This is a genomic window from Neisseria brasiliensis (assembly GCF_009671065.1).
Classification (GTDB): Bacteria; Pseudomonadota; Gammaproteobacteria; order Burkholderiales; family Neisseriaceae; genus Neisseria; species Neisseria brasiliensis.
The window spans coordinates 1,362,686-1,387,651 of record NZ_CP046027.1 but is presented as its reverse complement, the minus strand read 5'-3'; the positions used below and the strand labels follow the sequence as shown (position 1 = coordinate 1,387,651).

Below are 24,966 nucleotides of genomic sequence, written 5' to 3'. Positions count from 1 at the left end.
ACGGCCTTTTATCATTTATCACTCAACAATCAATCAAACAAATCGCCCAATTTATCTAAAAACGATTTTTTGCGCGGGGTTTGGCTGCGGTCGAGTCCGGTAGAAATGCTTTCAAATTCTTCCAGCAATTCTTTTTGGCGGTCGGTCAGGTTCACCGGTGTTTCCACCACCACATGGCAGTACAAATCGCCGGTCGCACTGGAACGCAGTGATTTAATGCCTTTGCCTTTCACGCGCATGCGGCGGCCGTTTTGGGTTTCTTTCGGGATATTGAGTTTCACCTTGCCATCCAAAGTCGGCACTTCCACATCACCGCCCAACGCGGCCACGGCGAAGCTGATTGGCAGTTCACAATGCAAATCCAAGCCGTTGCGCTCGAAGATTTTGTGTTCTTTAACATGCACGTTGACGTACAAATCGCCGGCCGGTGCGCCGTGTTGACCCGGTTCGCCTTCGCCGCTCAAGCGGATGCGTTGGCCGTCGTCGATGCCCGCCGGAATATTGACTTCAACGGTTTTACTGGTTTTGGTGCGGCCTTCGCCACGGCATTTCACACAAGGATCTTTGATTTCTTTACCTGTGCCGTGACAGGTCGGACAGGTTTGCTGCATTTGGAAAATGGCTTGGCGGATGTGTACCGTGCCCGAGCCGTGGCAGGTCGAACAGGTGCTGGCCGATGTGCCCGGTTTGGCACCGCTGCCGTGACACACATCGCATTCTTCATAAGTCGGAATATTGATGCGTTTTTTCAAACCTTTGGCCGCCTCTTCCAAGGTAATTTCTACGCCAACCTGCAAATCCGCGCCTTGATAATTTGGCTGACGGCCGCCACCTGCGGCACCGCCGAACATTTGGCTGAAAATATCGCTGAAGTCAAAGCCTTGTGCACCGCCAAAGCCGCCACCGAATCCGCCGCCAAAACCACCTGCGCCGCCGCCCATGCCTTGCTCGAAAGCGGCATGGCCGTATTGGTCGTACATGGTGCGTTTTTCTTTGTCGGAAAGGGTGTCGTAGGCTTTTTGGATTTCTTTAAATTTCTCTTCCGCTTCTTTATTGTCGGGATTGCGGTCGGGATGGTATTTCATCGCCAATTTACGGTAGGCTTTTTTGATGTCGTCTTCGCTCGCGCTGCGGGCAACGCCGAGGGTTTCGTAAAAGTCTTGATTGCTCATGTTCGTAGTGGAATAGATTAGGTGTTAAAACTGGTGTGCAGATATGGGCAGTGACGGGAATCTCAAGGGGAAAAAGCGAAATAAAAGGCCGTCTGAAAAAAAGAATATTTTTTCAAATAACCTTCTTCATGAAATAATTATTTTTAGAGAAACCTGCCCTATCCGCTGGGCGCAGCCGAACGAAGCAGGATCTTGGCAGAATAAAAGGCTCGGTGTTTGAGCCGCCCTAAGCGGCGAGTTCGAGCCTGCTGCCAAAATCCTGCATAGTGAGGGAAGTTCGCCCTTACGGGCGAACCTGCAACCGCGGTCGCCTTTCTTTTGCCTACTTTTCTTTGGCGAAGCAAAGAAAACGAAGTTTCTGCGAAGCTAAAAGTAGGTGGCCACGCGGCCATGAAGCGCACATATTGAGATTCAGAAAACCAAAATAATCTAACTCTAAAAACCCTTACATTCGCCTAACAAGTGCAATTTCCAATAACAGAAAAGGCCAGTATGCGGTAGTATACTGCCTTTCCTGACAAGAAAGATTGCAATATGGCCTACACACAACTGACCTCACACCAAAGATACTACATTTCCAGACATTACCGCAACCTACCCCTAAACCAAATCGCACAGAACATCGGTTGTCATCCCGCCACCGTCAGTCGGGAAATCAGACGGCATTCCGTCAACGGAACCTACTGTTACCGAAAAGCACAACAGCAAAGCGAAGTTAAAAAGAAAAACAAAAAGCCAACCAAACTGACTACTGCCGTCAAACAGACTGTTAACAAACTGATTACCCAAAAATACAGCCCCGAACAAGTCTGCGGCTACCTGCTGAAACATCAACACATCAAACTGCACCACAGCACCCTTTACCGCTATCTCGCCAAAGACCGTCAAAACGGCGGCGACCTGTACACCCATCTGCGTATCGTTTCCAAACCCTACCGCAGAAAATACGGCAGCGGTGCATGGACAAAAGGCAGCGTACCGGACAGAACCGACATTGAACACAGACCTGCCATTGTCGATCAAAAAGAGCGGGTCGGCGATTTCGAGATGGACACCATTGTCGGTAAAGATCAAAAAAGCGGACTGGTGGTTGCTGTTGAAAGAAAAACCAAATTTGTCGTTATCCGCAAAATCAGCAATTTCAAAGCAGAAGATGTAGCCCGGGTAGTGATTCGGGCATTGAAGCCGTTTAAAGATATCATTCAAACGATTACTTTGGATAACGGTAAAGAGTTTTACCGACATAAAACCTTTGCCAAAGCCCTGGGTGCGGAAACTTACTTCTGCCGTCCATACCATTCTTGGGAAAAAGGCTTGGTGGAGAATACCAACGGGCTGATCAGACAATACTTCCCAAAGGGGACGGATTTTAGGAAACTGGGTGCTAAAAAGATTAAAGCGGTTGAGGAGGCCCTTAACCGCCGACCGAGAAAGACATTGGACTATGAGACACCGGGTGATCTGTTTTCAGCAGCCCTTGCCAATGGCATTTGAGCGTTGCACTTGAAATGCGAATGTAAGACCATCTGAAAATATTCCCCAGAAAATTTTCAGACGGCCTATTCATAATATCTATTCCCCATTCAAACAAGTTCCGCAAATTGCCGACAATCTGCCAGTAAACTGCTATAATCCCATGCTAATTTTTCACTTTTTTCAGCGTAAAGCAGACGAATCATGCAAGAACAATACCAACCGTCCGCCATCGAACCGGCGGCGCAAGCAAAATGGGACGAAGCCCGCATTTTCAATGTATCGGAAGATACGTCCAAACCGAAATACTATTGCCTGTCGATGTTCCCCTATCCGAGCGGCAAGCTGCACATGGGGCACGTGCGCAACTACACCATCGGCGACGTATTGAGCCGTTTCAAATTGCTCAACGGTTTCAACGTGATGCAGCCGATGGGTTGGGACGCGTTCGGCATGCCGGCGGAAAATGCGGCGATGAAAAACAACGTCGCCCCTGCCGCATGGACGTATGACAACATCGAATACATGAAAACCCAGCTCAAAAGCTTGGGTTTTGCCATCGACTGGGATCGCGAACTGGCCACCTGCACGCCGGAATACTACCGCTGGGAGCAATGGCTGTTTACCAAATTGTTTGAAAAAGGCATTGTTTACCGCAAAAACGGCACGGTCAACTGGGATCCGGTCGATCAAACCGTATTGGCCAACGAGCAAGTAATTGATGGTCGCGGCTGGCGTTCGGGCGCGGTGATTGAAAAGCGCGAAATCCCGATGTATTACTTCAAAATCACCGATTACGCCGAAGAATTGCTGGCCGATTTGGACAAACTCGACCACTGGCCGGAACAAGTCAAAACCATGCAGCGCAACTGGATCGGCAAATCACGCGGCATGACCGTGCGCTTCCCGGTGGCCGACAACAGCAAACAAGGTTTGGAAGGCGATTACGCCGATTATCTGCAAGTCTACACCACCCGCCCAGACACCTTGATGGGTGCGACTTATGTGGCTGTGGCCGCCGAGCATCCGCTGGCGACTGCCGCCGCTGCCGATGTGCCGCAACTGCAAGAATTCATTGCCGAATGCAAAGCCGGCTCGGTTGCCGAAGCCGACATGGCGACCATGGAAAAACGCGGCATGCCGACCGGCCGCTACGTCATCAATCCACTCAACGGCGAAGAATTGGAAGTATGGATTGCCAATTATGTGCTGTGGGGCTATGGCGACGGTGCGGTGATGGCCGTGCCTGCGCATGACGAACGTGATTTCGAGTTTGCCAACAAATACAGCCTGCCGATTAAACAAGTGATTGCCGTGGGCGAAAATGCGTTTGACGATACGACATGGCAAGAATGGTATGCCGACAAAGAAAACGGCGTATTAGTCAACAGCGGCGAATTCGACGGCTTAGGCTTTCAGACGGCCTTCGACAAAATCGGCGAGAAACTGCAAAGCCTGCAACTGGGCGAACCGAAAACCCAATACCGCCTGCGCGACTGGGGCATTTCACGCCAACGCTACTGGGGCTGTCCGATTCCGATTGTGCATTGCGAAAGCTGTGGCGATGTGCCGGTGCCGGCCGACCGATTGCCGGTTGTGCTGCCGGAAAACGTCGTGCCAGATGGCATGGGTTCGCCTTTGGCCAAAATGCCCGAATTCTACGAAACCACCTGTCCGCATTGCGGCGGTGCGGCCAAACGCGAAACCGACACCATGGATACCTTCATGGAATCGAGCTGGTATTTCTTCCGCTACATGTCGCCGCAGTTTTCAGACGGCATGGTCAGCACCGAAGCCGCGCAATACTGGGGCGCGGTTGACCAATACATCGGCGGCATCGAACACGCCATCTTGCATCTTTTGTACGCGCGTTTCTTCACCAAACTGATGCGCGACGAGAGCTTAGTGAATGTTGACGAACCATTCGAGCGCTTGCTGACCCAAGGCATGGTCGTGTGCGAAACCTATTTCCGCGAAGGCGCCAGCGGCAGCAAAGAGTGGATTAATCCGGCCGATGTCGAAGTGCAAACCGACGAAAAAGGCCGCCCTGTTTCTGCTACGCTGAAAACTGACGGCCTGCCGGTGCAAATCGCCGGCGTGGAAAAAATGTCGAAATCGAAAAACAACGGCGTTGACCCGCAAGCCCTGATTGAAGCCTACGGCGCCGACACCGCCCGCCTGTTTATGATGTTTGCCGCCCCGCCGGAGCAATCTTTGGAATGGAGCGACAGCGGCGTAGAAGGCGCGCACCGCTTCTTGCGCCGCCTGTGGCGCACCGTGTTCGACTTCCGCAAACAAGGTGATGCCGTGGCCGCATTCTCGGGCAATCAAGAAAACTTGAGCAAAGAGCTGAAAGAATTGCGCCACAAGCTGCACAGCACCATTGCCAAAGTCAGCGACGATTACGGCCGCCGCCAGCAGTTCAACACCGCCATCGCCGCCGTGATGGAATTGCTCAACCAGTTTGACAAAACCGACACCGGCAGCGAACAAGGCCGCGCCGTGGCGCAGGAAGTGCTCGAAGCCGTCGTGCGCCTGTTGTGGCCGATTGTGCCGCACATCTGCGAAAGCTTGTGGGCAGAGCTCAACAACACCCAACTGTGGGATGCCGCTTGGCCGCAAGTCGATGAAGCCGCTTTGGTGAAATCGGAAATCGAGATTATGGTTCAGGTCAACGGCAAACTGCGCGGCAAAATCACAGTGGCAGCCGATGCCCCGAAAGAGCAAATCGAAGCCGCCGCACTCGCCAGCGAAGGCGCGGTGAAATTCATGGACGGCAAAGCACCGAAAAAAGTGATTGTGGTGCCGGGTCGTTTGGTGAATATCGTCGTGTAAACATCATGGGGTAAAACCCGAATCCAAGAAGGCCGTCTGAACGATTTCAGACGGCCTTGCCGCTTGATATCCGCTATAATCAATCTTTTTTTCAGACGGCCTTTTGCCCCGACTTTCCAACCATGAACATCACCCAAATTCTCGCTCAAGAACTTTCCGCAACCGCCGCCCAAATCACCGCCACCGTCGCCATGCTCGACGAAGGCGCGACCGTGCCGTTTATCGCACGTTACCGCAAAGAAGCCACCGGCGGCTTGGACGACACGCAATTACGCACGCTGGCCGAGCGTCTGCAATACCTGCGCGAACTCGAAGCGCGTAAAGAAACCGTGTTAAAAAGCATTGAAGAACAAGGCAAACTTTCAGACGGCCTGCGCGAGCAAATCGAAGCCTGCGACAACAAAACCGCGCTGGAAGATTTATACCTGCCCTACAAACCCAAACGCCGCACCAAGGCGCAAATCGCCCGCGAGCAAGGTTTGCAGCCGCTGGCCGATGTATTGTTGAGCGAGCAGCCGCAAGATGTGGAAGCCGCCGCCGCGCCGTTTGTCAAAGACGACATCGCCGACACCAAAGCCGCACTCGACGGCGCACGCGCGATTTTGATGGAGCAATTCGCGGAAGATGCCGAACTCATCGGCCGTTTGCGTGAGAAATTGTGGCATGAAGCCGAAATCCACGCGCAAGTGATGGACGGTAAAGAAAACGAAGGCGAAAAATTCAAAGATTATTTCGACCACCGCGAAGCCGTACGCATCATGCCAAGCCACCGCGCGCTGGCCGTTTTGCGTGGCCGCAACGAAGGCGTGTTATCCATCGCGCTGAAATACCAGCCCGATGACACACCGATTACCCAAGCCTCTGAATACGAAGCATTAATTGCCCAACATTTCCACATTTCAGACGGCCACAAATGGCTGCGCGACACCGTGCGCCTGACATGGCGCGCCAAAATCTTCCTGTCGCTCGAATTGGAAGCCTTAGGCCGTCTGAAAGAAAACGCCGACAGCGATGCGATTACCGTTTTCGCCCGCAATCTCAAAGACTTGCTGCTCGCCGCCCCAGCTGGCCGTCTGACCACGCTCGGCCTCGACCCCGGCTACCGCAACGGCGTGAAATGCGCAGTCGTGAGCGACACGGGCAAGCTGTTGGACACCGTGATTGTATATTTACACCAAGAAAACAATATGTTGGCTACGCTTGCCGGTTTGATTAAAAAACACGGCGTGAAGCTGATTGCCATCGGCAACGGCACCGCCAGCCGCGAAACCGACAAGCTGGCGGGCGAATTGATAAAAGCCATGCCGGAAATGGGTTTGCATAAAATTGTCGTCTCCGAAGCCGGCGCGTCCATCTATTCCGCCAGCGAATTGGCCGCGCGCGAGTTCCCCGAATTGGATGTGAGCCTGCGCGGCGCCGTCTCCATCGCCCGCCGCCTGCAAGACCCGCTGGCCGAATTGGTGAAAATCGACCCGAAATCCATCGGCGTCGGCCAATACCAGCATGATGTCAACCAAAGCCAACTGGCCAAATCGCTCGATGCCGTGGTGGAAGACTGCGTGAATGCCGTGGGCGTGGACGTGAACACCGCTTCCGCCCCGCTGCTCGCCCGCATTTCCGGCCTGAACCAAACGCTTGCGCAAAACATCGTCGCCTACCGCGACGAACACGGCGCGTTCGACAGCCGCAAAAAACTCTTGAAAGTGCCACGCTTGGGCGAAAAAACCTTCGAGCAAGCCGCCGGCTTTTTGCGCATCAACGGCGGCAAAGAACCGCTCGATGCCAGCGCCGTGCACCCCGAAGCCTATCCGATTGTCGCCAAAATGCTCGATGATTTGCACATCAAAGCCGGCGATTTAATCGGCAACCGCGACAAAATCAAACAAATCAAACCAGCCGCTTACACCACCGAACAATTCGGTTTGCCCACCGTGCTCGACATTCTCGCCGAACTGGAAAAACCCGGCCGAGACCCGCGCGGCCAATTTCAGACGGCCTCATTTGCCGAGGGCGTAAATGAAATCAAAGATTTGCAAGTAGGCATGATTTTAGAAGGCGTGGTTTCCAACGTCGCCAACTTCGGCGCTTTCGTCGACATCGGCGTCCACCAAGACGGCCTCGTCCACATCTCTGCGCTCGCTAACAAATACGTTAGCGACCCGCGAGAAGTGGTGAAAGCCGGTGATGTGGTGAAAGTGAAAGTGCTGGAAGTGGACGAAAAACGCAAACGCATCGCCTTAACCATGCGCTTGGATGATGACGGCAGCGCAAGCAACAAACGCAGCGACAGGCCGTACCACGGGCAGGCTTCGCACTCTGAAAACCTATCGGGTAGCGGCAAAGCACGCACAAGCGGTAATCAACGCAATCCGCGTGAGAAAACCATCGGCAATACCGCGATGGCGGATGCGTTTGCGAAGTTGAAACGGTAAAATTTCAGATGGTCTGAAATTATTTAAACTTTTATTTTCTTTTTTCAATTTAAAAAATTTTTTCCTTTAATGTTATGGATAATATATATCAACCTACTGTTATGGATTTATTTTGTGGCTGTGGTGGTTTGTCATTGGGGTTTATTCAGGCAGGTTTTGATGTCAAGCTCGGAATAGACTATTGGCAAGACGCAATTAGCACCTACACACATACGCATTCCAATTCACAAGGCATTGTGGCAGATTTGTTTTTGGTTACACCCGAACAAATCTGCCAACAAACGAATATCAAAAAAGTCGATGTCATTATTGGTGGACCACCTTGTCAGGGTTTCTCTATTGCAGGAAAGCGCATGATTGATGATGAGCGAAATCAGCTTTATAAAGCATTTGTGGATTTTGTGCGTTTTTATCAGCCCAAAGCATTTTTAATGGAAAATGTGCCAAATATGATGTCAATGGGTAAAGGTCTAATTAAAAAACAAATTACAGAAGATTTTGAAAAACTGGGCTATACAGTAAATAGCCAAATTTTGCTGGCATCGGATTTTGGTGTACCACAAAATCGCAAACGTGCGTTTTTTGTGGGATTTAAAAATGGTACGACATTTCCATTTCCAGCACCAACTGTTCAACAATACGTTACCGCAAGACAAGCCATTTCAGATTTACCCGATTATTCAGTAATAGATGGTGATGCTTACCCACTTTCAGGCAGCAGTCCGTATCAAAATTTAATGCGTGAACACTCCATTGGTTTATTCAATCATCAAATTACTCAACATAATGATAAAACAAAGGAAATCATTGCACTTGTGCCTGATGGTGGCAATTACAAAAGCCTGCCTGAACATTTACGCCAGACCCGAAATGTAAATATTGCTTGGACACGTTTAAATAGTCAAAAGCCCAGTTTTACCATTGATACAGGACACAGACATCATTTCCATTATGAGTTCAATCGTGTACCCACAGTCAGGGAAAGTGCGCGTATTCAATCATTTCCAGATGATTTTGTTTTTTTAGGAACAAAAACAAGCCAGTATAAACAAGTGGGTAATGCCGTTCCCCCTATGCTGGCAAAAGCCCTAGCCTTACAAATTAAGGAATTTTTATGAGCCAAATTTATCAAATTCCCGATGAATATTTTTTCCGTTTACATCACGTTCGCCCACGTTTTAAAAGTAATGTAGAAGAAGTTTTGTTGTATGTTGCCAATTCCATTTCAGATTTGGACAGGCAGCCTGAAAAAGAATTTAACCAAAAGTTAAACGAAGTATTGAGAAATTTTGGTAAAAATCAAACGGCTGAACTTAAAACTATCAATAACTGGCGCACAGAAATTGCAGCCTTATTTGCCTTTATTCAAGAAACTGATACAGGAGAGCTATATTCAAGCAAAATGGCAAAAAGGCTGGCTGAAAACCAATATCTTGATGAGTTTTTTAATTATTTTTTATATTCGTTTCAATATCCAGCAGGACACAATAAAAGCCATGCCATTATTGAGCAAATCAACAAAGGTATTCGGTTTCAACCATGTCAATTTATTTTACAAATTTTTCAAGCTGCCAAAGAGCTGAGTGATAAACCTTTTAGCATGACTGCGGAAGAATTAACTCAATGCGCTTATTTTGATTTGCGTGTTACAGCTCAACACAACAAAACAGCTTATGATGTTGCTAAACAAATTATTGAAAATAGAGAAAATAAAATTGAGTACAATCATAAATATGAGCAATTAAAAAGAAAAGAAGGTGATTATCCATCAAAAGGCGATGTTTATCGTTATGCAGGTGATATATTAGATTACATGGTTTTAGCCAATTTATTAAAAACAAAAGGTACGGGGTATTATTACTATCTCAATGATGAAAATCAGGATTTAATTAACAGACATATTGAAAATACAAATTTTTTTGATAAGTATGATGTCTTTTATGGATTGACAGAAGTTGAAAATGCTCAAATTTCAATATTAGAAAAAGATTGGTTTGATTATGTTAATCAATTTGAAAATATTGTTGAATTTGCACCATCTTTGAATGAAACAGAAAAAGAAGACATCGGTGCATTGGTTCAAGAATACTACTCAAAAATTAAGGGGCAAGCTGCCGTACCCAATAAAATCTTTGGCGATTATGGTGAAACTTTGATTTTGGCACACGAATATTTACGTACACAAAACCAATCCAATCGCCAACATTTAATTAACAAAATTCCTACGCCGTTAGGAGTGGGCTATGATTTACAAAGCATTGAAATTGAAAAACACAAACGCTACATTGAAGTAAAAAGTACACGTTCTAAAAAAGCGATTAATAGTAACCGATTTAAATTAACGCCAAATGAATGGGACAGCGCAGAAACATTGGGTGACCGCTATTTTGTTTATTATTTGGTTATTAATGATAATGGAAGAAATATTTTTATCATTCAAAATCCTGTCCAAAAATTTCATGATAATTTAATTAAAGTAGACAGTAACTTCATGGTTGAATTTTTGCCACAAGCAGGGGAATGGCAAGCATTATTGGAGGTTCCATGTTTCAAGTAGCGTCTTTATTTTGTGGTTGTGGTGGTATGGACAAGGGTATTTTGGGGGGGTTTACTTATTTAAATCAAGAGTATGAAAAATTACCTTTTGAAATAGTGTATGCAGCTGATAACGACCCGTATGCCATTAAAATTTACAATGATAATTTTGAACATCAAGCTGAATTGAAAGATGTTCGTGATATTGTTGCTTGTGAATTACCTGACCATGATATTTTATTGGGTGGTTTCCCATGTCAATCTTTTTCTATTGTGGCACAAAATCCTCCACGTTTAGGCTACAAAGATGAAAAAGGCAAATTATTCTTTGAAATGGTTAAAGTGCTAAAAGAAAAACAACCACGTTTTTTTATTGCTGAAAATGTTAAAGGTCTTTTGTCTGCCAATAACAAGCAGGCTTTTCCCATGATTTTGCGTGAATTTGAACAGGCAGGCTATCACATTCATTATCAATTGTTGAATGCGTCCGATTATGGTATCCCACAAAAACGAGAACGTGTTTTTATGGTGGGCTTTCGTGAATTTGACGATTATTTTAAGTTTCAATTTCCAATTATGCTGCCTGAAAAAGTTCCTCTTAAATTGGCACTAGATGAACAAGCTAATTTTGATGAAAAATGGTTTTTTAGTGAAAAAGCAGTTGCCGGTATGCTACGTGTGCGTGAAAAAATGAATAAAGGTCGGGTACAAGATGTTGAACAGCCCTGTAATACGATTAGTGCACATTTAGCAAAAGTGAGCTTGAATGGTACAGACCCTGTTTTAATGATAAATGAACGTTATCGCCGTTTTACGCCACAAGAGGCTGCCAATATTCAATCATTTCCACAGGACTTCCAATTTGATGGGGTTTCTGATAATCGGCAATATCGGGCAATTGGTAATGCTGTCCCACCTGTTTTAATGTGGCATATTGCTAATGCTTTGAGGCAAAGTATTTAAAATTTGTCAGAATTATTTAAGGGAGCTTGATGCAAGAAAACGATTTAATCCTCTACACCACTTCAGACGGCCAAGCCCAATTTGTCTTGCGCGAATTGGGCGGGCAATTGTGGCTGACGCAGGCGGAAATCGCGGAGCTCTATCAAACGACCGTTTCCAATATCAATAAGCATATCAAAGCGATATTGGCTGAGGCTGAATTGGATGAAAGAGCAACTATTGAGTATTACTCAATAGTTCAAAACGAAGGCGGACGTGAAGTCAGTCGCCAAATCGCGCATTATTCCCTGCCCATGATTATCGCCGTCGGCTACCGTGTCCGTTCCACGCGTGGCACGCAGTTCCGCCAATGGGCAACGCGCACGTTGGGCGAATATCTGCAAAAAGGTTTTGCGATTGACGATGAACGCCTGAAAAATCCGCCTGTCGGCACGGTGGCTGCGCCCGATTATTTTGATGAATTGCTGGAACGCATACGCGATATTCGTGCGAGTGAGCGGCGTATGTATTTGCGTGTTCAGGAAATTTTTGCTTTGGCGGCGGATTATCAGTCCAGTATCAAAGAAACCAATCTGTTTTTTTCGCAAATGCAGAATAAACTGCATTTTGCCGTGAGCGGCAAAACGGCGGCGGAATTGATTTACGAACGAGCCGATGCCGATTTGCCGCAAATGGGTTTAACCCACACAGCCACGCCGCAGCGTGTTTATCAAAAAGATGTGAAGGTGGCGAAAAATTACCTGAATGAGCAGGAAATCAAAGAATTGAACCGCATTGTTACGATGTGGCTGGATTTTGCCGAAGACCAAGCGGCGCGTAAAAAGCAGGTGTTTTTGCGCGATTGGACGGAAAAGCTGGATCAGTTTTTGCAGTTTAATGATCGCGAAGTGTTGCAAGGTGCAGGCAAAATCAGCAAAAAACAGGCCGAAGCAAAAGCGTTGGCGGAATACGAACGCTTTCAGACGGCCGTGCGGGAGATTCGGGAGCAGCAGGGGGCGCATGATATTGCTGAACTGTTGGGCTATGAAAAATCGGTTAGCAAGTGAGCTTGAGGCCGTCTGAAACGTTTGAACATCATTGATTGGAACAAAAGATCGAAATATGGCTGAGCCTGTTATCGAAACCCACCCCTTACCTCCATTCACGCCACCTAATGCCAAACTCTTAATGCTCGGCTCGTTCCCGCCGCCGCGTGCGCGTTGGAAAATGGATTTTTATTATCCGAATTTCCAAAACGATATGTGGCGGATTTTCGGGCTGGTGTTTTTCGGCGAAGCGGATTATTTTGTGGAAAACGATGGCAAAAACAAACGTTTCCGTGAAACAGAGATTCGCGCGTTTTTGGCAGAGAAGGGCATTGCGGTGTATGACACAGCATATAAAGTGCGGCGTTTGCAGGGCAATGCTTCGGATAAGTTTTTACAGGTAGTCGAGCCGGTAGATTTGGCGGCTTTACTGGAAAAGATGCCTTTGTGCGATACCATCATGACCACAGGCGAATTGGCGACGGATACTTTGTTGTCTTTGATGCCGTCTGAAACACCAAAGCCGAAAATCGGGGCGCATGTGGAAACGTGTCTTGCACAACGGGCGCTGCGGTTGTATCGTCTGCCTTCGTCTTCGCGGGCGTATCCCTTGGCTTTGGAAAAGAAAGCGGCGGCTTATCGGACATTTTTTGCGGAACTGGGTTTGCTGTCAGACTGAGCAGCAATCATATTGAATAAAGAAAAGGCCGTCTGAAACAATATTGTTTCAGACGGCCTTTCGATTTTAATCGGTTTTATAAACGCTCTTCACTCATGCGCCCATTGCTACCAAATGCAGATAAGGCTTCCAGCCCGCGAACATCGTTTGATTGCAAGGCGTAATGATGCAGGTTGACTTGGCTGAAATCGCGGCGGATTTGTTGCAAGATGTCTTGCTGCCGCTGGTAGCGTTGCTGCCAGAAATCATTGTCGGCTTGCGATTGCGGCATGATTTGGTTGACGATGATGTGGCTGCACGGCAATTTAAAATGATGCAGTTGCGCCAATGCGCGGTGGGTTTCGGCCAGTGGCAGCATTTCGGGAGTCATCACCAAAATGATGGACGTATAAGCAGGGTCGGCGAGCAACTGGCCGGCATCGGCAAACAATTGGCGGCGCTTTTCCAAGGTTTCGAGGGCTTTGTCCCAGCGTTGGTTGCGCGATTCGCTCAGTAGGGTGTTTTCCCGCTGAGTTTTCTGCCAAAACGGTAAAGCGGCATCGCGCAGTTTTTGCTGCCGCCCTTGTTGTGACAACAAAGCATCCGTCCACGCGGCCATCATTTGCGGCAATTCGAGCAGACGCAGAGTGTGGCCGGTAGGGGCGGTATCGAACACAACGTGTTCATAGCCCATGATTTTGTGATGGGTGATGTATTTGCACAAGGCTTCGAGAATCGCGGCTTCTTCCGCACCGGGCGAGCTTTTGGCGGCTTCAATATGTTGGCGCATTTTCTCAACCAGCTCGGGCTTGGTGTAGCCCGCCAACAATTCGCTGACTTGGGCATAATGCTTGTCGGCAATTTGGTGTGGGTTGAGTTCCAGCGCTGCCAAATTGTCGGTCAACGGGCGGATGGTGCCCGAGAGCGTGTATTGCAGCACATCGCCCAAGCTGTGCGCGGGATCCGTGGAAACCAGCAGCACTTTTTTGCCGCTTTCTGCCAAGCGTGTGGCCAAAGCAGCGGCATGGGTGGTTTTGCCAACCCCGCCCTTGCCGCCGACAAATAAAAGCGGCGTTGCCGCCGCTTGTTGCAATAATGTATCCATTAACAGCATCCGAATCGATCTAAAGGTGAATGCGGCATGCCCATGCGCAAGTGCCAATCGTGGAATTCTTCCAGCAGCAGGGGTTGCAGCTCGAGCGTGTAAAACGTCATCGGATTAGGAATGCCGAGGCTTTCTGCGAAAATCATCAGCATAAACAAATCCTGTTCGTCACGATACGCCCGAGTGAGCGTTTGCCGATAAGGTGCATGGTAAAACTCTTGCAACCCTTCGGCAAACGCCTGCCATTTTTCATGCCAGCCCATTACGCGCCTTTGCGTTTAGGCCATTCGCGTTTGAGCACGGAAACACACTCCAGCGACACCAAAATCGAACAAATCAGAATCACCACATCCAATACGACCAGCAGCCAGTTGGATTGATCGTAGAAGGTTTTCAGCTGCAATACCAAGGCCAAGATGCTCATAATCAGCAGGAAGACCATTGGAATCAGCGTAAACCATACTTTACGGCCGGCTTTCATCAACACCACAGTCACCACCAGCAAAGTCAAACCTGCCATCAATTGGTTAGTGGTACCGAACAACGGCCAAATCAGCATACCACCATCGCCTTTTAAACCACCCGCACCGAATGACAACAGCGCACAAGTGCCGACAGCCAATAATGTCGCTACCCAACCTTTGCGGAAGGATTGGATTTGGTAAATGTCGCCCCACTCTTGGAAAATATAGCGCTGCAAACGAACACCTGTATCCATGGTGGTACCGGCAAACAAGGCGGCCATTACGGTCAGCATGGTAGCTGACAATTCAGGCGACAGGCCGATGCCTTCGTGCATAATCGCGGCACCACCATCGATAAACGCACCAATACCGCCTGCACCAAATTTGGTGTACACCGCTTCCCAGTCACCCAAAGTGGCGAAACCGGCAGTGGCGGCCAAAATCGCAGCCAAGGCCAACATGCCTTCACCCATTGCACCGAAGTAGCCGACAAAACGCACATCCGGTTCACGGTTGATTTGTTTGGAAGTGGTACCGCTCGATACCAAACCGTGGAAGCCTGAAATCGCGCCACACGCAATGGTCACAAACAGAAGCGGCATGATTGGCGGCGTACCGGCCGGTACGTTTTCATTCACGGCAGGTGCTACGACATCCGGGCTTACCAAGAAAATCGCGGCATACATCACAAACAAGCCGACAAACAATTGCAGGCCGTTGATGTAGTCACGCGGTTGCAACAGCATCCATACCGGCAGCAACGAAGCAATCGCTGCGTAAACAAACAGGAAAATAATCCATACCGCATTGGCCGGCAAACCGAACATGGTTTCCGGCAACACAATCGGGAACATCGGGCCTAAGTAAATCAAGGTGTACAAAGCCACCACACCGATAATCGATACCCACAACAGGTTCATTTTAAAGCGGTAGATACATTGTCCGATCACAAATGCCACCACCAATGCGCCCCACACCGGCAACACAGAAGAAGGCGTTTTAATCATCATGCCCGCAATCACTACGGCAAACACGGCGTTCACCATCAGCAACAGCAGGAAAATCACAATCATAAACAGGCTGCGGGTACGCGCGTTTACGGCCGAACCAGCAATGGTGCCGATGGATTGGCCTTTATTGCGCACACTTGCCCACACCGCTGCCATATCATGCACACCGGCCATGAAGATGGTGCCCAACACCACCCACACAAACGCCGGCAGCCAGCCCCAAAACACGGCAATCGCAGGGCCTACAATCGGCGCCGCACCGGCTACCGATGTAAAGTGGTGCCCCCACAAAACGTATTTATTGGTCGGCACATAGTCCACACCATCGTTAATTTCATGCGCTGGGGTGACGAAGTTATCATCCAGTTTGAAGATCTTTTGTGAAATAAATTTCGAATAGAGAAAATAACCGCAGGCCATTAAAGCCAAGCCTATAATCAAGAGTAAAGATGCACTCATACGTTGCTCCTTATTGATTTTGTAATTTTATGTAACCCATAGACTATATATCACAAACCTTAATAGCCTGCATACATAAATTTACCTAACGGTGGTGGTTTTAGATGTTTTTAGGCATATGTGAAACACTTTTCCTCCTCATTAAAATCATAATAATATTTCACTGCAATCATTTTCATCTAAGAGCAATAATCATGCTAATTTATTCGGTTTTCGACACTACGCCATGGATATGTTATTTCTAAACTCATAAACCATTTATATTAAACAATGGCCTTATTCACCATTCTTTTTTCAGACGGCCTAAACTAATTAAGCTTCCACAATGTAAATATGCGATTAAAATGGGCTTTGTTCTTTGACAAAATTTAACAGCTCCCCTAATATCGTCAATTATCTTTCATAAACCCCTTTTTTTATAGAGAGAAACTATTATGGAATGGGAATTTAACAGTTACTACACCCTGATTGCGGCAACCTTGGTGCTGCTCTTGGGCAAATTTTTGGTGAAGAAAATCCGCATTCTTCGTGATTTCAACATCCCAGAGCCGGTTGCCGGCGGCTTGATTGCTGCTTTGGTGCTGTTTGTTTTGCACCAAATGTACGGTGTCAGCTTCAAATTTGAAAAGCCTTTGCAAGATGCCTTCATGCTGATTTTCTTTGCATCTATCGGCTTGAGTGCAGACTTCTCACGCTTGAAAGCCGGTGGTTTGCCATTGGTGATTTTCACCGTAGTGGTTGGCTTGTACATTGTGGTACAAAACGCAGTGGGTGTTGGCTTGGCGACTGTATTGGGCTTGGATCCGCTGATTGGCTTAATGACCGGCTCGGTAACCTTGACCGGTGGCCACGGTACCGCCGGTGCATGGGGGCCGACTTTTGAGAAAGAATATGGTGTCATGGGCGCGACGACCTTGGGTATGGCCGCGGCCACATTCGGCTTGGTATTCGGCGGTTTGATTGGTGGGCCGGTAGCTCGCCGTCTGATTAACCGCCAAGGCCGCAAGCCGATTTCTGCTGAAGAAATCACAAACGAAAACACCAACGACAACAATGATGACATCTTTGAAAAAGCACACCGCCAACGCCTGATTACCGCAGACAATGCAGTGGAAACTCTGGCCATGTTCGCCGCGTGTTTGGCATTTGCTGAAATCATGGACAGCTACGACAAGCAGTATCTGATTGATTTGCCGAAATTCGTATGGTGTTTGTTCTTCGGTGTAATTCTGCGTAACGTCTTGACCGGCGCATTCAAAGTCAACATGTTCGACCGCGCGATTGATGTATTCGGTAATGCTTCGCTGTCCTTATTCTTGGCCATGGCGCTGTTGAACTTGAAGCTGTGGGAATTGACCGGCATGGCCGGCCCGGTGGCCATTATTTTGGCGGTTCAAGTGGTGGTGATGATTCTGTATGCAACTTTCGTAACTTATGTGGTGATGGGTCGTGACTATGATGCTGCTGTGTTGTCTGCCGGCCACTGTGGCTTTGGTATGGGCGCAACGCCAACTGCGGTTGCCAATATGCAATCGATTACCCAAACTTTCGGTTCATCACACAAAGCGTTCTTGATTGTACCGATGGTGGGCGCATTCTTTGTCGATATCGTCAATGTGATTATTTTGTCGGGCTTCTTAAACTTCCTCAAATAATCAGTTAATCAACGAAAAAGCACTTGTAACATCTTACTTGTTACAAGTGCTTTTGTTATTATGCCGTCTGAAACATCAAAAATGCGTATGGCTGCCTTTAGCTAATCCGGTCCATACCCGTTAAGGAGAATATTATGTATCGAAAACTGCTGGCTTTAACGCTTGCCACCGGTTTATTGGCCGCTTGCGGCGACAAGCCCAACAAGCAGGACACCACCGCTGAATTGGCCTGTACCGACCCTGCCGTAGTGCAAAATATCCGCAACAATCTTCAAGACATCATCAAACAAGAAGCGCGCGCATTTGCCCGCAACGACAGCCGCCAATTTGTCGATGCCGATAAAATCATTGCAGCAGGCTCCCTTCTCGACATCAACTTAGAAGATGCCCAAACCATACGCGAAGGCAACAAAACCCTGTGTAGTGCCGGTTTACGCATCATCATACCAACCGATATTGCTAACAGCGCCGCCGCCAACAGCCCGTTGATTTACGGCAGCACGAGCGTAGGCGAAATCATCGAACAAAAAATCATGGGCAGCCATCTCAGCTACTCAGGCAACAGCTTCACCACCACCATCCGCTACACACCAAACCAAACCGACGGCGTGAACCTGGAAGACAATGTCGTGACCGCAACTGCGCAGACCTTATCTGCCGCCCTGCTGCCCTACGGCGTCAAAAGCATTGTGATGATTGACGGCCAAGCAGTCAGCAAAGAAGAAGCCATCCGCCTGAGCGCAACCCAAACTTTCGACGAACCGCCGGAAGCCGACCCTGAAGATATTTTGGAAAATAATGCCGCCAGCCAATACGATGGCATCCCACAAGATTTAATCGGCTTGGATTCACACACCGAAATCATCAGCCCGACGATTGACACGCCTGCTCAAGGCTCATCATTCTCCATGGATGATTTAGAAACCGCACGCGCACAAAACCGCCAAGCCGAAGCCGAAATCAACAGCCTTTGGAACAGCATGGAACGTGGGGTGCAACAAGGCATTCTGGATGAGCAGCGCAGCTGGATTCAAAGTAAATCTCAAAACTGCCTGCGCGCTGCCGCACCAGCCGATAATCCGGCACAAGCCGAGTATCTGCAACTGCAATGCGACACCCGTATGACCCGCGAGCGCACCCAATACCTGCGCGGCTTTACTATTCACTAAATTCTAAAATCAACATAGGGCTTCTCTTTTCAGAAGCCCTGTCTTTAAACTATCCGACAAAATTGAAGGCCGTCTGAAATTTCAGACGGCCTTCACCATATAACATCATACCGAAGCATTATAATACTGATAAGCTTCATCCATATTGTCAAATTGATATAACTTTCCGGCTTCCAACACCATGGCATTATCGCAATATTGCTTCATCGCGCTATGGCTGTGTGACACCAGAATAATCGAACGGTCTTTGCGTTTTTCAAACAGCTCATATTTACATTTAGCTGCAAAACGTGAGTCGCCCACCGCAATCACTTCGTCAATCAGGTAACAGTCAAACTCCACCGCCAGCGACAAGGCAAAAGCCAAACGCGCTTTCATACCTGAAGAATAGCGTTTCACCGGCTCATACAAATATTGCCCCAGCTCCGAAAATTCTTCCGTAAACGCTTTCACATAATCGATATCGACATTATAAATCCGGCAGATAAAACGCAGATTATCCATCCCGGTCAGGCTTCCTTGGAAGGCACCGGAAAACGCCAGCGGCCAAGAAATACTCATGGTTCGCTTGATTTCGCCCGAGGTAGGCGGCTCGACACCACTAATCAAACGGATCAACGTCGATTTACCTGCACCGTTTCGACCCAAAATACCAACTTTCTCACCCTTTTGCAGCGAAAAATTGATATCGTCTAACACCGTCCGCATACCGCCGCGCATTTGATACTGCTTGGAAACATGTTCAACCGAAATCATTGTGGCTCGACCCCTTTACTGAATTTGCTGACCATCGCTAAGCCAAGCAACAACAATACCAGATTGCACAAAACGATATACCAAGGATTTTCATAGGTAATCACATCGCTGCCAAAATATCCGGCACGGAACATTTCTGTGCCATGCACCATCGGGATCATCAATGCATACTCTTGCACTTTCGGAGGCAAATTATGTACAAAAAAGAATGCACCCGATAACGGCATCATCACAAAGCTTAATGTTCCCCAAATCTTGCCAAATGGCTCAAAATTAGAGGCAATCGAACAAATTACCAAACCCAAACCAATCGCAAAAAAAGCCATCAAAAGCCAAGCCATCAGCATATAGAAAATATCCGCAGGCATTTCAATCCAACGAATCGCAATCAATACCGCCATAATCACAATCTGCGCAATGGTTGCACCAGCAATTTCCAAAATCATGCGCGCCAAGATGGTATCCAAAACTCTTACATTGCGGTGATAAAGCAAGCTGGCATTTGAAGAAATCGACCCAACTGCCCGTTTTGAGGCATTACGCCACATCATCAACATCGGATAGCCAGTAATCGCAAATGCGACAATATTCAAAGTTGAATATCGGTCTGCCCTTAAAAATTTCCACATCAAGACGATAACGAATGTCATCAGCAACGGCTCAACAAACAGCCATAAAAAGCCAATATTATTGCGACCGTAACGGGTAATAATCTCACGCATCAAAAGCGCACCGATTACACGCCTTTGAATGGCCAAAGATTCCAAAAATGATGTTTTATGCAAGGCTTTCATCAGTTTTTATGCTCACGAATGCTGGCCGTCAATAAACTCAAAATACCATAAACCATCAAACCGATAATCAGAGTCGCCACGATGTTGTATAAGCGCTTAGGTTCATATGCCAAATCCGGCAGGCTCGGTTGCGAGATCACTTCCAAATAAAGCTGCTGACGGTCTGCTTCAACCTTGGCACTTTCCAAAGAAGTCATGGCGGCTGCCAACTGCTGCTCTGCCAACTGGTTTTCCAAATACACACGCTGATATTCGGCCGCCTGATTAGACAACGAAGAATGCCCACCGCCCGAAATGGCACGTAACTGTTGATCAATTTCTTTACGCAAGCTCTGCTCACGCGCCTGCAAACCCGGAATCTGCGGATTCTCCGGAGTGACTGCTTTCACCTGATCCAGCTGGGTTTGAATCACAATCAATTCATCTTGCAGCTTGGAAACCAACCCCATTTGCACTTCCGATTGCGCTTTCAAATCAAAAACGCCATTGGCAATACGGTAATCAGTCAGATTCTGAGAGGCTTCCTTTACCCGCTCTGCCGCCGTTTTCACTACTTCTTCCGCATAACGCACCGTATCAGCACGTGCACGATCGTTCAGCTGGTTAATCAATGCTTCACCTTGCTTTAACAAAGCCTCATTGATTTTCTTAGATTCCAGCGCATCAAAGGAAGTTACATTCAACGTGGAAATACCCGAAACCGTATCAAAATTGATCATCACCTGATTTTTATAGTATTGATAAAAAGCCTCTTCCTCGCCACGGAACCCAAACCCATTAAAGCGGCTGAACGCATCACCTTTGGTTTCATAAAACTCACGCACCGGCAAGATTTTACGCAGTTCATCCAAAGACGAGCGCGAACGCATATACTCCCCAACCGTGTAAATATCATCTTGCGCACGGGCAAAACCTGTGCCCTGCAAAATGGCACCCAGGCCATTGAGAGAAGATTGGCTTTTAGGCGAGCGCACCACAAAGCTCGATTGCGACGTAAAACGATCGGAAGCGAAGAAGCCGAAATACACCAACGAAATTACCGTAGGGATAATCACCGTTACCCAAAATAAAGGGCTTAGCTTTTTAATCCAACTTTTCTTTTTCGGCTTTTTACGCTCGGCTTTGGTTTCAGTGGCAACTGCCACAGGAAGTTGCTCAGACATCTTAATTACTCACATTAATTAGTTAAATTATTAATACTGTTCGCGCCACTGGTAACCGGCGAGAACACAAACGACAAGAATTTCTGCACTTCAGCCAACGGCGCATTCGACACATACAATACATCTTTATTCTTCACAGGAAAGCGCTGCATAGAAAATAGCGAATGCGCATCAGCCATATTCACACGATATACCGTTGGAATCTCTGCCTCACTGCCATAACCTTGAGCAATCCATTTATCCTGACGTTCTGCCGGCAATTCCACCAATGGCGTATAGCGGAACACAAACACACCACGCGCATCAGAACGGCGATCTTGCAAACCGCCCATACGGCCAATGGCTTCAGAAAGCGATAAGCCTCTGGCTGAAAAACCGATTTCTTGTGTTCTCCCCACCGCACCCATAGACGTAAAGGTATAGGGATTGGTAATCATGGTAACCACATCACCGCGACGCAGCAAAATATTTTGTCGCGGATTTGCAACTAAATCTTCCAAAGCCACCGTGCGCACCACATTGCCACGTGTCAGCTGCACATTCGTATCCTGCACATTCGCCGTCGAACCACCTACCGCAGCCACCGCATCCAACACACGCTCACCAGCTGCCGTCAACGGCATACGCACACTATTGCCTGCACGAATCACCGATACATTTGCCGCATTATTTTGCACCAAACGCACCATCACTTGCGGCTGATTGGCCATTTTCTTCAGACGGCCTTTGATAATTTCCTGAACCTGACCCGGCGTTTTACCGACCACCGAAATATCGCCAACAAACGGCACAGAAACCGTACCACGTGCCGTGACCAACTGCTCTGGCAACTTGGTTTGATGCGCACTACCCGAGCCCATCGAAGAAAGACCACCGCCAAACAAAACAGCAGGCGGCGCTTCCCAAATCATAATATCCAATACATCACCGACATTCAGCGTACCGGCAGAAGCATAACCATCACCAAACTGAGTAAACGACTGATTCACCTGAGCCTTATACAGCGACTGTGCCACGGCATGGTTGACATCAATCAACTCCACTTCAGGAATTTGAACTTCAGACTGTTGCCCTAATGAGACAACTTTTTTCGCACTTGGGCCTGATGAAGGAATAGCAGAACATCCCACGATTAAGCTTCCACACAGTAACAATACTGCGTGACGAAAATAAAATTTCACTTTAAACACAAGCTAAATCCTAATATACTTATAAATGGCCTAATTATAGCACTTAATCGAAATAAATTTATGAGTACGTAGAGTATAATTAGGGCGTGTCCTCAATTTAACTTAGCATGAATAATAGAGCAAGCCAAGTAAAGCATCGATTTAAAATTACGAGCTAATTTCTCATAGCGAGTAGCAATACTACGAAACTGCTTTAATCGTGCAAATGCATTCTCGACTAAGTGGCGTAATTTATAAAGGTAGCTATCAAAATCAGGGTTAGTTTTCTTGGCATTTTTACGCTTTGGTATAATAGCTTTCATACCGTGTTCTATCGCTTTATCTCTGATTTCTTGCGAGTCATACCCTTTGTCAGCGATAAAATACTGGGCTTCTTGTATGACTTCTATCAAGTCGTTTGCAACTTGACTGTCGTGCACGTTACCCCCAGTGACTTTAAAATCGAGCGGATTTCCATGCGAGTCCACACATAGGTGTATTTTTGTCGTGTTTCCGCCACGGCTTTGTCCAATTGCTCTATCGAAACCACGCCGAGCTCCACTTGCATGTTGATGACACCGTACATAACTTCCGTCGATGAATACCCATTCTTTGTCAATTTCTTTTCGTAGATCAAAAAAAAATTCTGCCACAAGCCTTTTTTAGACCATCGGTTAAAGCGGTTATAAGCGGTTTTCCATGACCCTAGCTCAATAGGTATGTCTCGCCATGGTGCACCTGTTCTTAGCTTCCATAGTATGGCTTCCATCACGGTACGGTCGTTCTTCCATTGATGACAGCCGTGCGCTTTCATGGTTGTTTGTAATTGTTCCCATATGTTGTCAGTTATTGCGGTTCTCGCCATTGTTTGTGTTTGCCTATATTTCGTTGGAATATAGGGTTAAAATAGGGCTCTTTTGGGCTTATTCAAATTAGGGACACGCCCTAGTATTCTTCTTTCCAACTTCCTTATACTTATAGATTCTAAAATCATGAAAAGAATTCTTTGCATTACAGGTACCAGAGCCGACTTCGGCAAGCTAAAACCTTTATTAGCCTATATTGAAAATCACCCAGACCTTGAATTGCATTTGATTGTAACTGGTATGCATATGATGAAAACATATGGCAGAACCTACAAGGAAGTAACTCGAGAAAACTATCAACATACATATCTGTTTTCAAATCAAATCCAAGGTGAACCAATGGGTGCCGTTTTAGGCAATACCATTACGTTTATCTCTCGTCTATCTGATGAAATTGAACCTGATATGGTCATGATTCACGGCGACCGTTTAGAAGCACTAGCAGGCGCAACTGTAGGTGCATTAAGCAGCCGTTTAGTTTGCCACATCGAAGGAGGTGAATTATCAGGCACAGTAGATGATTCCATTCGTCATTCTATTAGCAAACTTTCCCATATCCACTTAGTAGCAAACGAACAAGCCGTCACACGATTAGTACAAATGGGAGAAAAAAGAAAACATATCCATATTATTGGTTCTCCTGATTTAGATGTTATGTCATGTTCCACTCTCCCATCCTTAAAAGAAGTCAAAGAATATTACGGTTTACCATACGAAAACTATGGTATCTCTATGTTTCATCCAGTGACTACAGAAGCACATTTAATGCCACAATATGCAGCTCAATATTTCAAAGCATTAGAATTAAGTGGCCAAAATATTATTAGCATCTACCCTAATAATGACACTGGCACTGAAAGTATTCTGCAAGAATTATTAAAATATCAATCTGATAAATTTATTGCATTTCCTTCCATTCGATTTGAATATTTTTTAGTCTTATTGAAACATGCTAAATTTATGGTCGGCAACTCAAGTGCAGGTATTAGAGAAGCTCCTCTCTACGGTGTCCCTTCAATTGATGTTGGTACACGCCAAAGTAACCGCCATATGGGAAAATCTATTATTCATACAGATTATGAAACTAAAAATATCTTTGATGCGATTCAACAAGCATGCAGTTTAGGCAAATTTGAAGCGGATGATACCTTTAATGGTGGAGATACTCGCACCAGCACAGAAAGATTTGCTGAAGTAATCAACAATCCTGAAACGTGGAATGTTTCTGCTCAAAAACGTTTTATCGACTTGAGTCTTTAAATT

At 47.1% G+C, this 24,966-nt stretch carries 20 protein-coding genes; 11 read left to right on the top strand and 9 right to left on the bottom strand.

Annotated features, from left to right (window positions below):
- Positions 1-29: 29 nt before the first annotated feature.
- Complete coding sequence (dnaJ, locus tag GJV52_RS07050) at positions 30-1,172, bottom strand: molecular chaperone DnaJ (RefSeq protein WP_095502249.1); 1,143 nt, start codon at positions 1,170-1,172, stop codon at positions 30-32.
- Positions 1,173-1,706: 534 nt separating this feature from the next.
- On the opposite strand from dnaJ, the gene GJV52_RS07045 reads away from it, so the two are divergent.
- The 8 genes from GJV52_RS07045 to GJV52_RS07010 all read left to right on the top strand — a co-directional run bounded on the left by GJV52_RS07045 (position 1,707) and on the right by GJV52_RS07010 (position 13,114).
- Positions 1,707-2,666 carry an IS30 family transposase gene (locus tag GJV52_RS07045; RefSeq protein WP_154143172.1) on the top strand — a complete coding sequence of 320 codons (960 nt, stop codon included), beginning with the start codon at positions 1,707-1,709 and terminating at the stop codon, positions 2,664-2,666.
- Positions 2,667-2,849: 183 nt separating this feature from the next.
- Complete coding sequence (leuS, locus tag GJV52_RS07040) at positions 2,850-5,480, top strand: leucine--tRNA ligase (protein WP_100564246.1); 2,631 nt, start codon at positions 2,850-2,852, stop codon at positions 5,478-5,480.
- Between the two features lie 122 nt (positions 5,481-5,602).
- Positions 5,603-7,912 carry a Tex family protein gene (locus GJV52_RS07035; RefSeq protein ID WP_100564245.1) on the top strand — a complete coding sequence of 770 codons (2,310 nt, stop codon included), beginning with the start codon at positions 5,603-5,605 and terminating at the stop codon, positions 7,910-7,912.
- Positions 7,913-8,013: 101 nt separating this feature from the next.
- Positions 8,014-9,030 carry a DNA cytosine methyltransferase gene (locus GJV52_RS07030; RefSeq protein ID WP_229436928.1) on the top strand — a complete coding sequence of 339 codons (1,017 nt, stop codon included), beginning with the start codon at positions 8,014-8,016 and terminating at the stop codon, positions 9,028-9,030.
- The gene (locus GJV52_RS07025) at positions 9,027-10,469 is read left to right on the top strand and encodes a protein NO VEIN domain-containing protein (protein WP_095502245.1); all 1,443 of its coding nucleotides are present in this window, start codon (positions 9,027-9,029) and stop codon (positions 10,467-10,469) included. Before GJV52_RS07030 ends, GJV52_RS07025 begins: the two co-directional genes overlap by 4 nt.
- Positions 10,457-11,410 (top strand): DNA cytosine methyltransferase, encoded by a 954-nt coding sequence (gene dcm / locus GJV52_RS07020; protein WP_198511413.1) that lies wholly within the window; start codon positions 10,457-10,459, stop codon positions 11,408-11,410. The genes GJV52_RS07025 and dcm overlap by 13 nt, the downstream gene beginning before the upstream one ends.
- Positions 11,411-11,439: 29 nt before the next feature.
- On the top strand, positions 11,440-12,456 hold the full coding sequence (locus GJV52_RS07015; RefSeq protein WP_095502243.1) for a virulence RhuM family protein: 1,017 nt from the start codon (positions 11,440-11,442) through the stop codon (positions 12,454-12,456).
- Positions 12,457-12,511: 55 nt separating this feature from the next.
- Positions 12,512-13,114: a uracil-DNA glycosylase family protein gene (locus GJV52_RS07010; protein ID WP_095502242.1), complete on the top strand. Its 603-nt coding sequence runs from the start codon at positions 12,512-12,514 to the stop codon at positions 13,112-13,114.
- 76 nt (positions 13,115-13,190) lie between these two features.
- Here GJV52_RS07010 and GJV52_RS07005 read toward each other — a convergent pair whose 3' ends face one another.
- The 3 genes from GJV52_RS07005 to GJV52_RS06995 are packed head-to-tail and all read right to left on the bottom strand — an operon-like array spanning position 13,191 to position 16,131.
- Positions 13,191-14,198, bottom strand: coding sequence for an ArsA family ATPase (locus GJV52_RS07005; protein WP_229436926.1), 1,008 nt, complete (start codon positions 14,196-14,198; stop codon positions 13,191-13,193).
- Positions 14,198-14,461, bottom strand: a complete 264-nt coding sequence (locus GJV52_RS07000) for a cory-CC-star protein (protein WP_095502758.1) — start codon at positions 14,459-14,461, stop codon at positions 14,198-14,200. Before GJV52_RS07000 ends, GJV52_RS07005 begins: the two co-directional genes overlap by 1 nt.
- Positions 14,461-16,131 (bottom strand): carbon starvation CstA family protein, encoded by a 1,671-nt coding sequence (locus GJV52_RS06995; RefSeq protein ID WP_095502757.1) that lies wholly within the window; start codon positions 16,129-16,131, stop codon positions 14,461-14,463. Before GJV52_RS06995 ends, GJV52_RS07000 begins: the two co-directional genes overlap by 1 nt.
- A 434-nt stretch (positions 16,132-16,565) precedes the next feature.
- Here GJV52_RS06995 and gltS point away from each other — a divergent pair, with 434 nt between their 5' ends.
- Both gltS and GJV52_RS06985 read left to right on the top strand, forming a co-directional pair.
- A complete protein-coding gene (gene gltS, locus GJV52_RS06990) occupies positions 16,566-17,786 on the top strand; it encodes a sodium/glutamate symporter (RefSeq protein WP_095502756.1) in 1,221 nt (406 codons plus the stop codon).
- Between the two features lie 134 nt (positions 17,787-17,920).
- Positions 17,921-18,955: a lysozyme inhibitor LprI family protein gene (locus tag GJV52_RS06985; RefSeq protein ID WP_095502755.1), complete on the top strand. Its 1,035-nt coding sequence runs from the start codon at positions 17,921-17,923 to the stop codon at positions 18,953-18,955.
- Between the two features lie 105 nt (positions 18,956-19,060).
- Here the strand turns inward: GJV52_RS06985 and GJV52_RS06980 are convergent, their stop codons facing one another.
- The 5 genes from GJV52_RS06980 to GJV52_RS06960 all read right to left on the bottom strand — a co-directional run bounded on the left by GJV52_RS06980 (position 19,061) and on the right by GJV52_RS06960 (position 23,702).
- The gene (locus GJV52_RS06980; RefSeq protein ID WP_100564243.1) at positions 19,061-19,711 is read right to left on the bottom strand and encodes an ABC transporter ATP-binding protein; all 651 of its coding nucleotides are present in this window, start codon (positions 19,709-19,711) and stop codon (positions 19,061-19,063) included.
- Positions 19,708-20,505 carry an ABC transporter permease gene (locus tag GJV52_RS06975; RefSeq protein ID WP_100564242.1) on the bottom strand — a complete coding sequence of 266 codons (798 nt, stop codon included), beginning with the start codon at positions 20,503-20,505 and terminating at the stop codon, positions 19,708-19,710. The genes GJV52_RS06980 and GJV52_RS06975 overlap by 4 nt, the downstream gene beginning before the upstream one ends.
- A complete protein-coding gene (gene ctrB / locus GJV52_RS06970; protein ID WP_095502495.1) occupies positions 20,505-21,668 on the bottom strand; it encodes a capsule polysaccharide export protein CtrB in 1,164 nt (387 codons plus the stop codon). Before ctrB ends, GJV52_RS06975 begins: the two co-directional genes overlap by 1 nt.
- A 14-nt stretch (positions 21,669-21,682) precedes the next feature.
- Positions 21,683-22,858, bottom strand: a complete 1,176-nt coding sequence (ctrA, locus tag GJV52_RS06965; protein ID WP_100564241.1) for a capsule polysaccharide export outer membrane protein CtrA — start codon at positions 22,856-22,858, stop codon at positions 21,683-21,685.
- Positions 22,859-22,950: 92 nt separating this feature from the next.
- Positions 22,951-23,702, bottom strand: a protein-coding gene (locus tag GJV52_RS06960) for an IS5 family transposase (RefSeq protein WP_195690028.1) whose coding sequence is annotated in 2 segments (ribosomal slippage) — positions 22,951-23,483 and positions 23,483-23,702 — 753 coding nt in all. Because the reading frame shifts where the segments join, the coding sequence is not laid out codon by codon here.
- Positions 23,703-23,829: 127 nt separating this feature from the next.
- On the opposite strand from GJV52_RS06960, the gene neuC reads away from it, so the two are divergent.
- Positions 23,830-24,963: a UDP-N-acetylglucosamine 2-epimerase gene (neuC, locus tag GJV52_RS06955; RefSeq protein WP_100564579.1), complete on the top strand. Its 1,134-nt coding sequence runs from the start codon at positions 23,830-23,832 to the stop codon at positions 24,961-24,963.
- Positions 24,964-24,966: the final 3 nt, after the last annotated feature.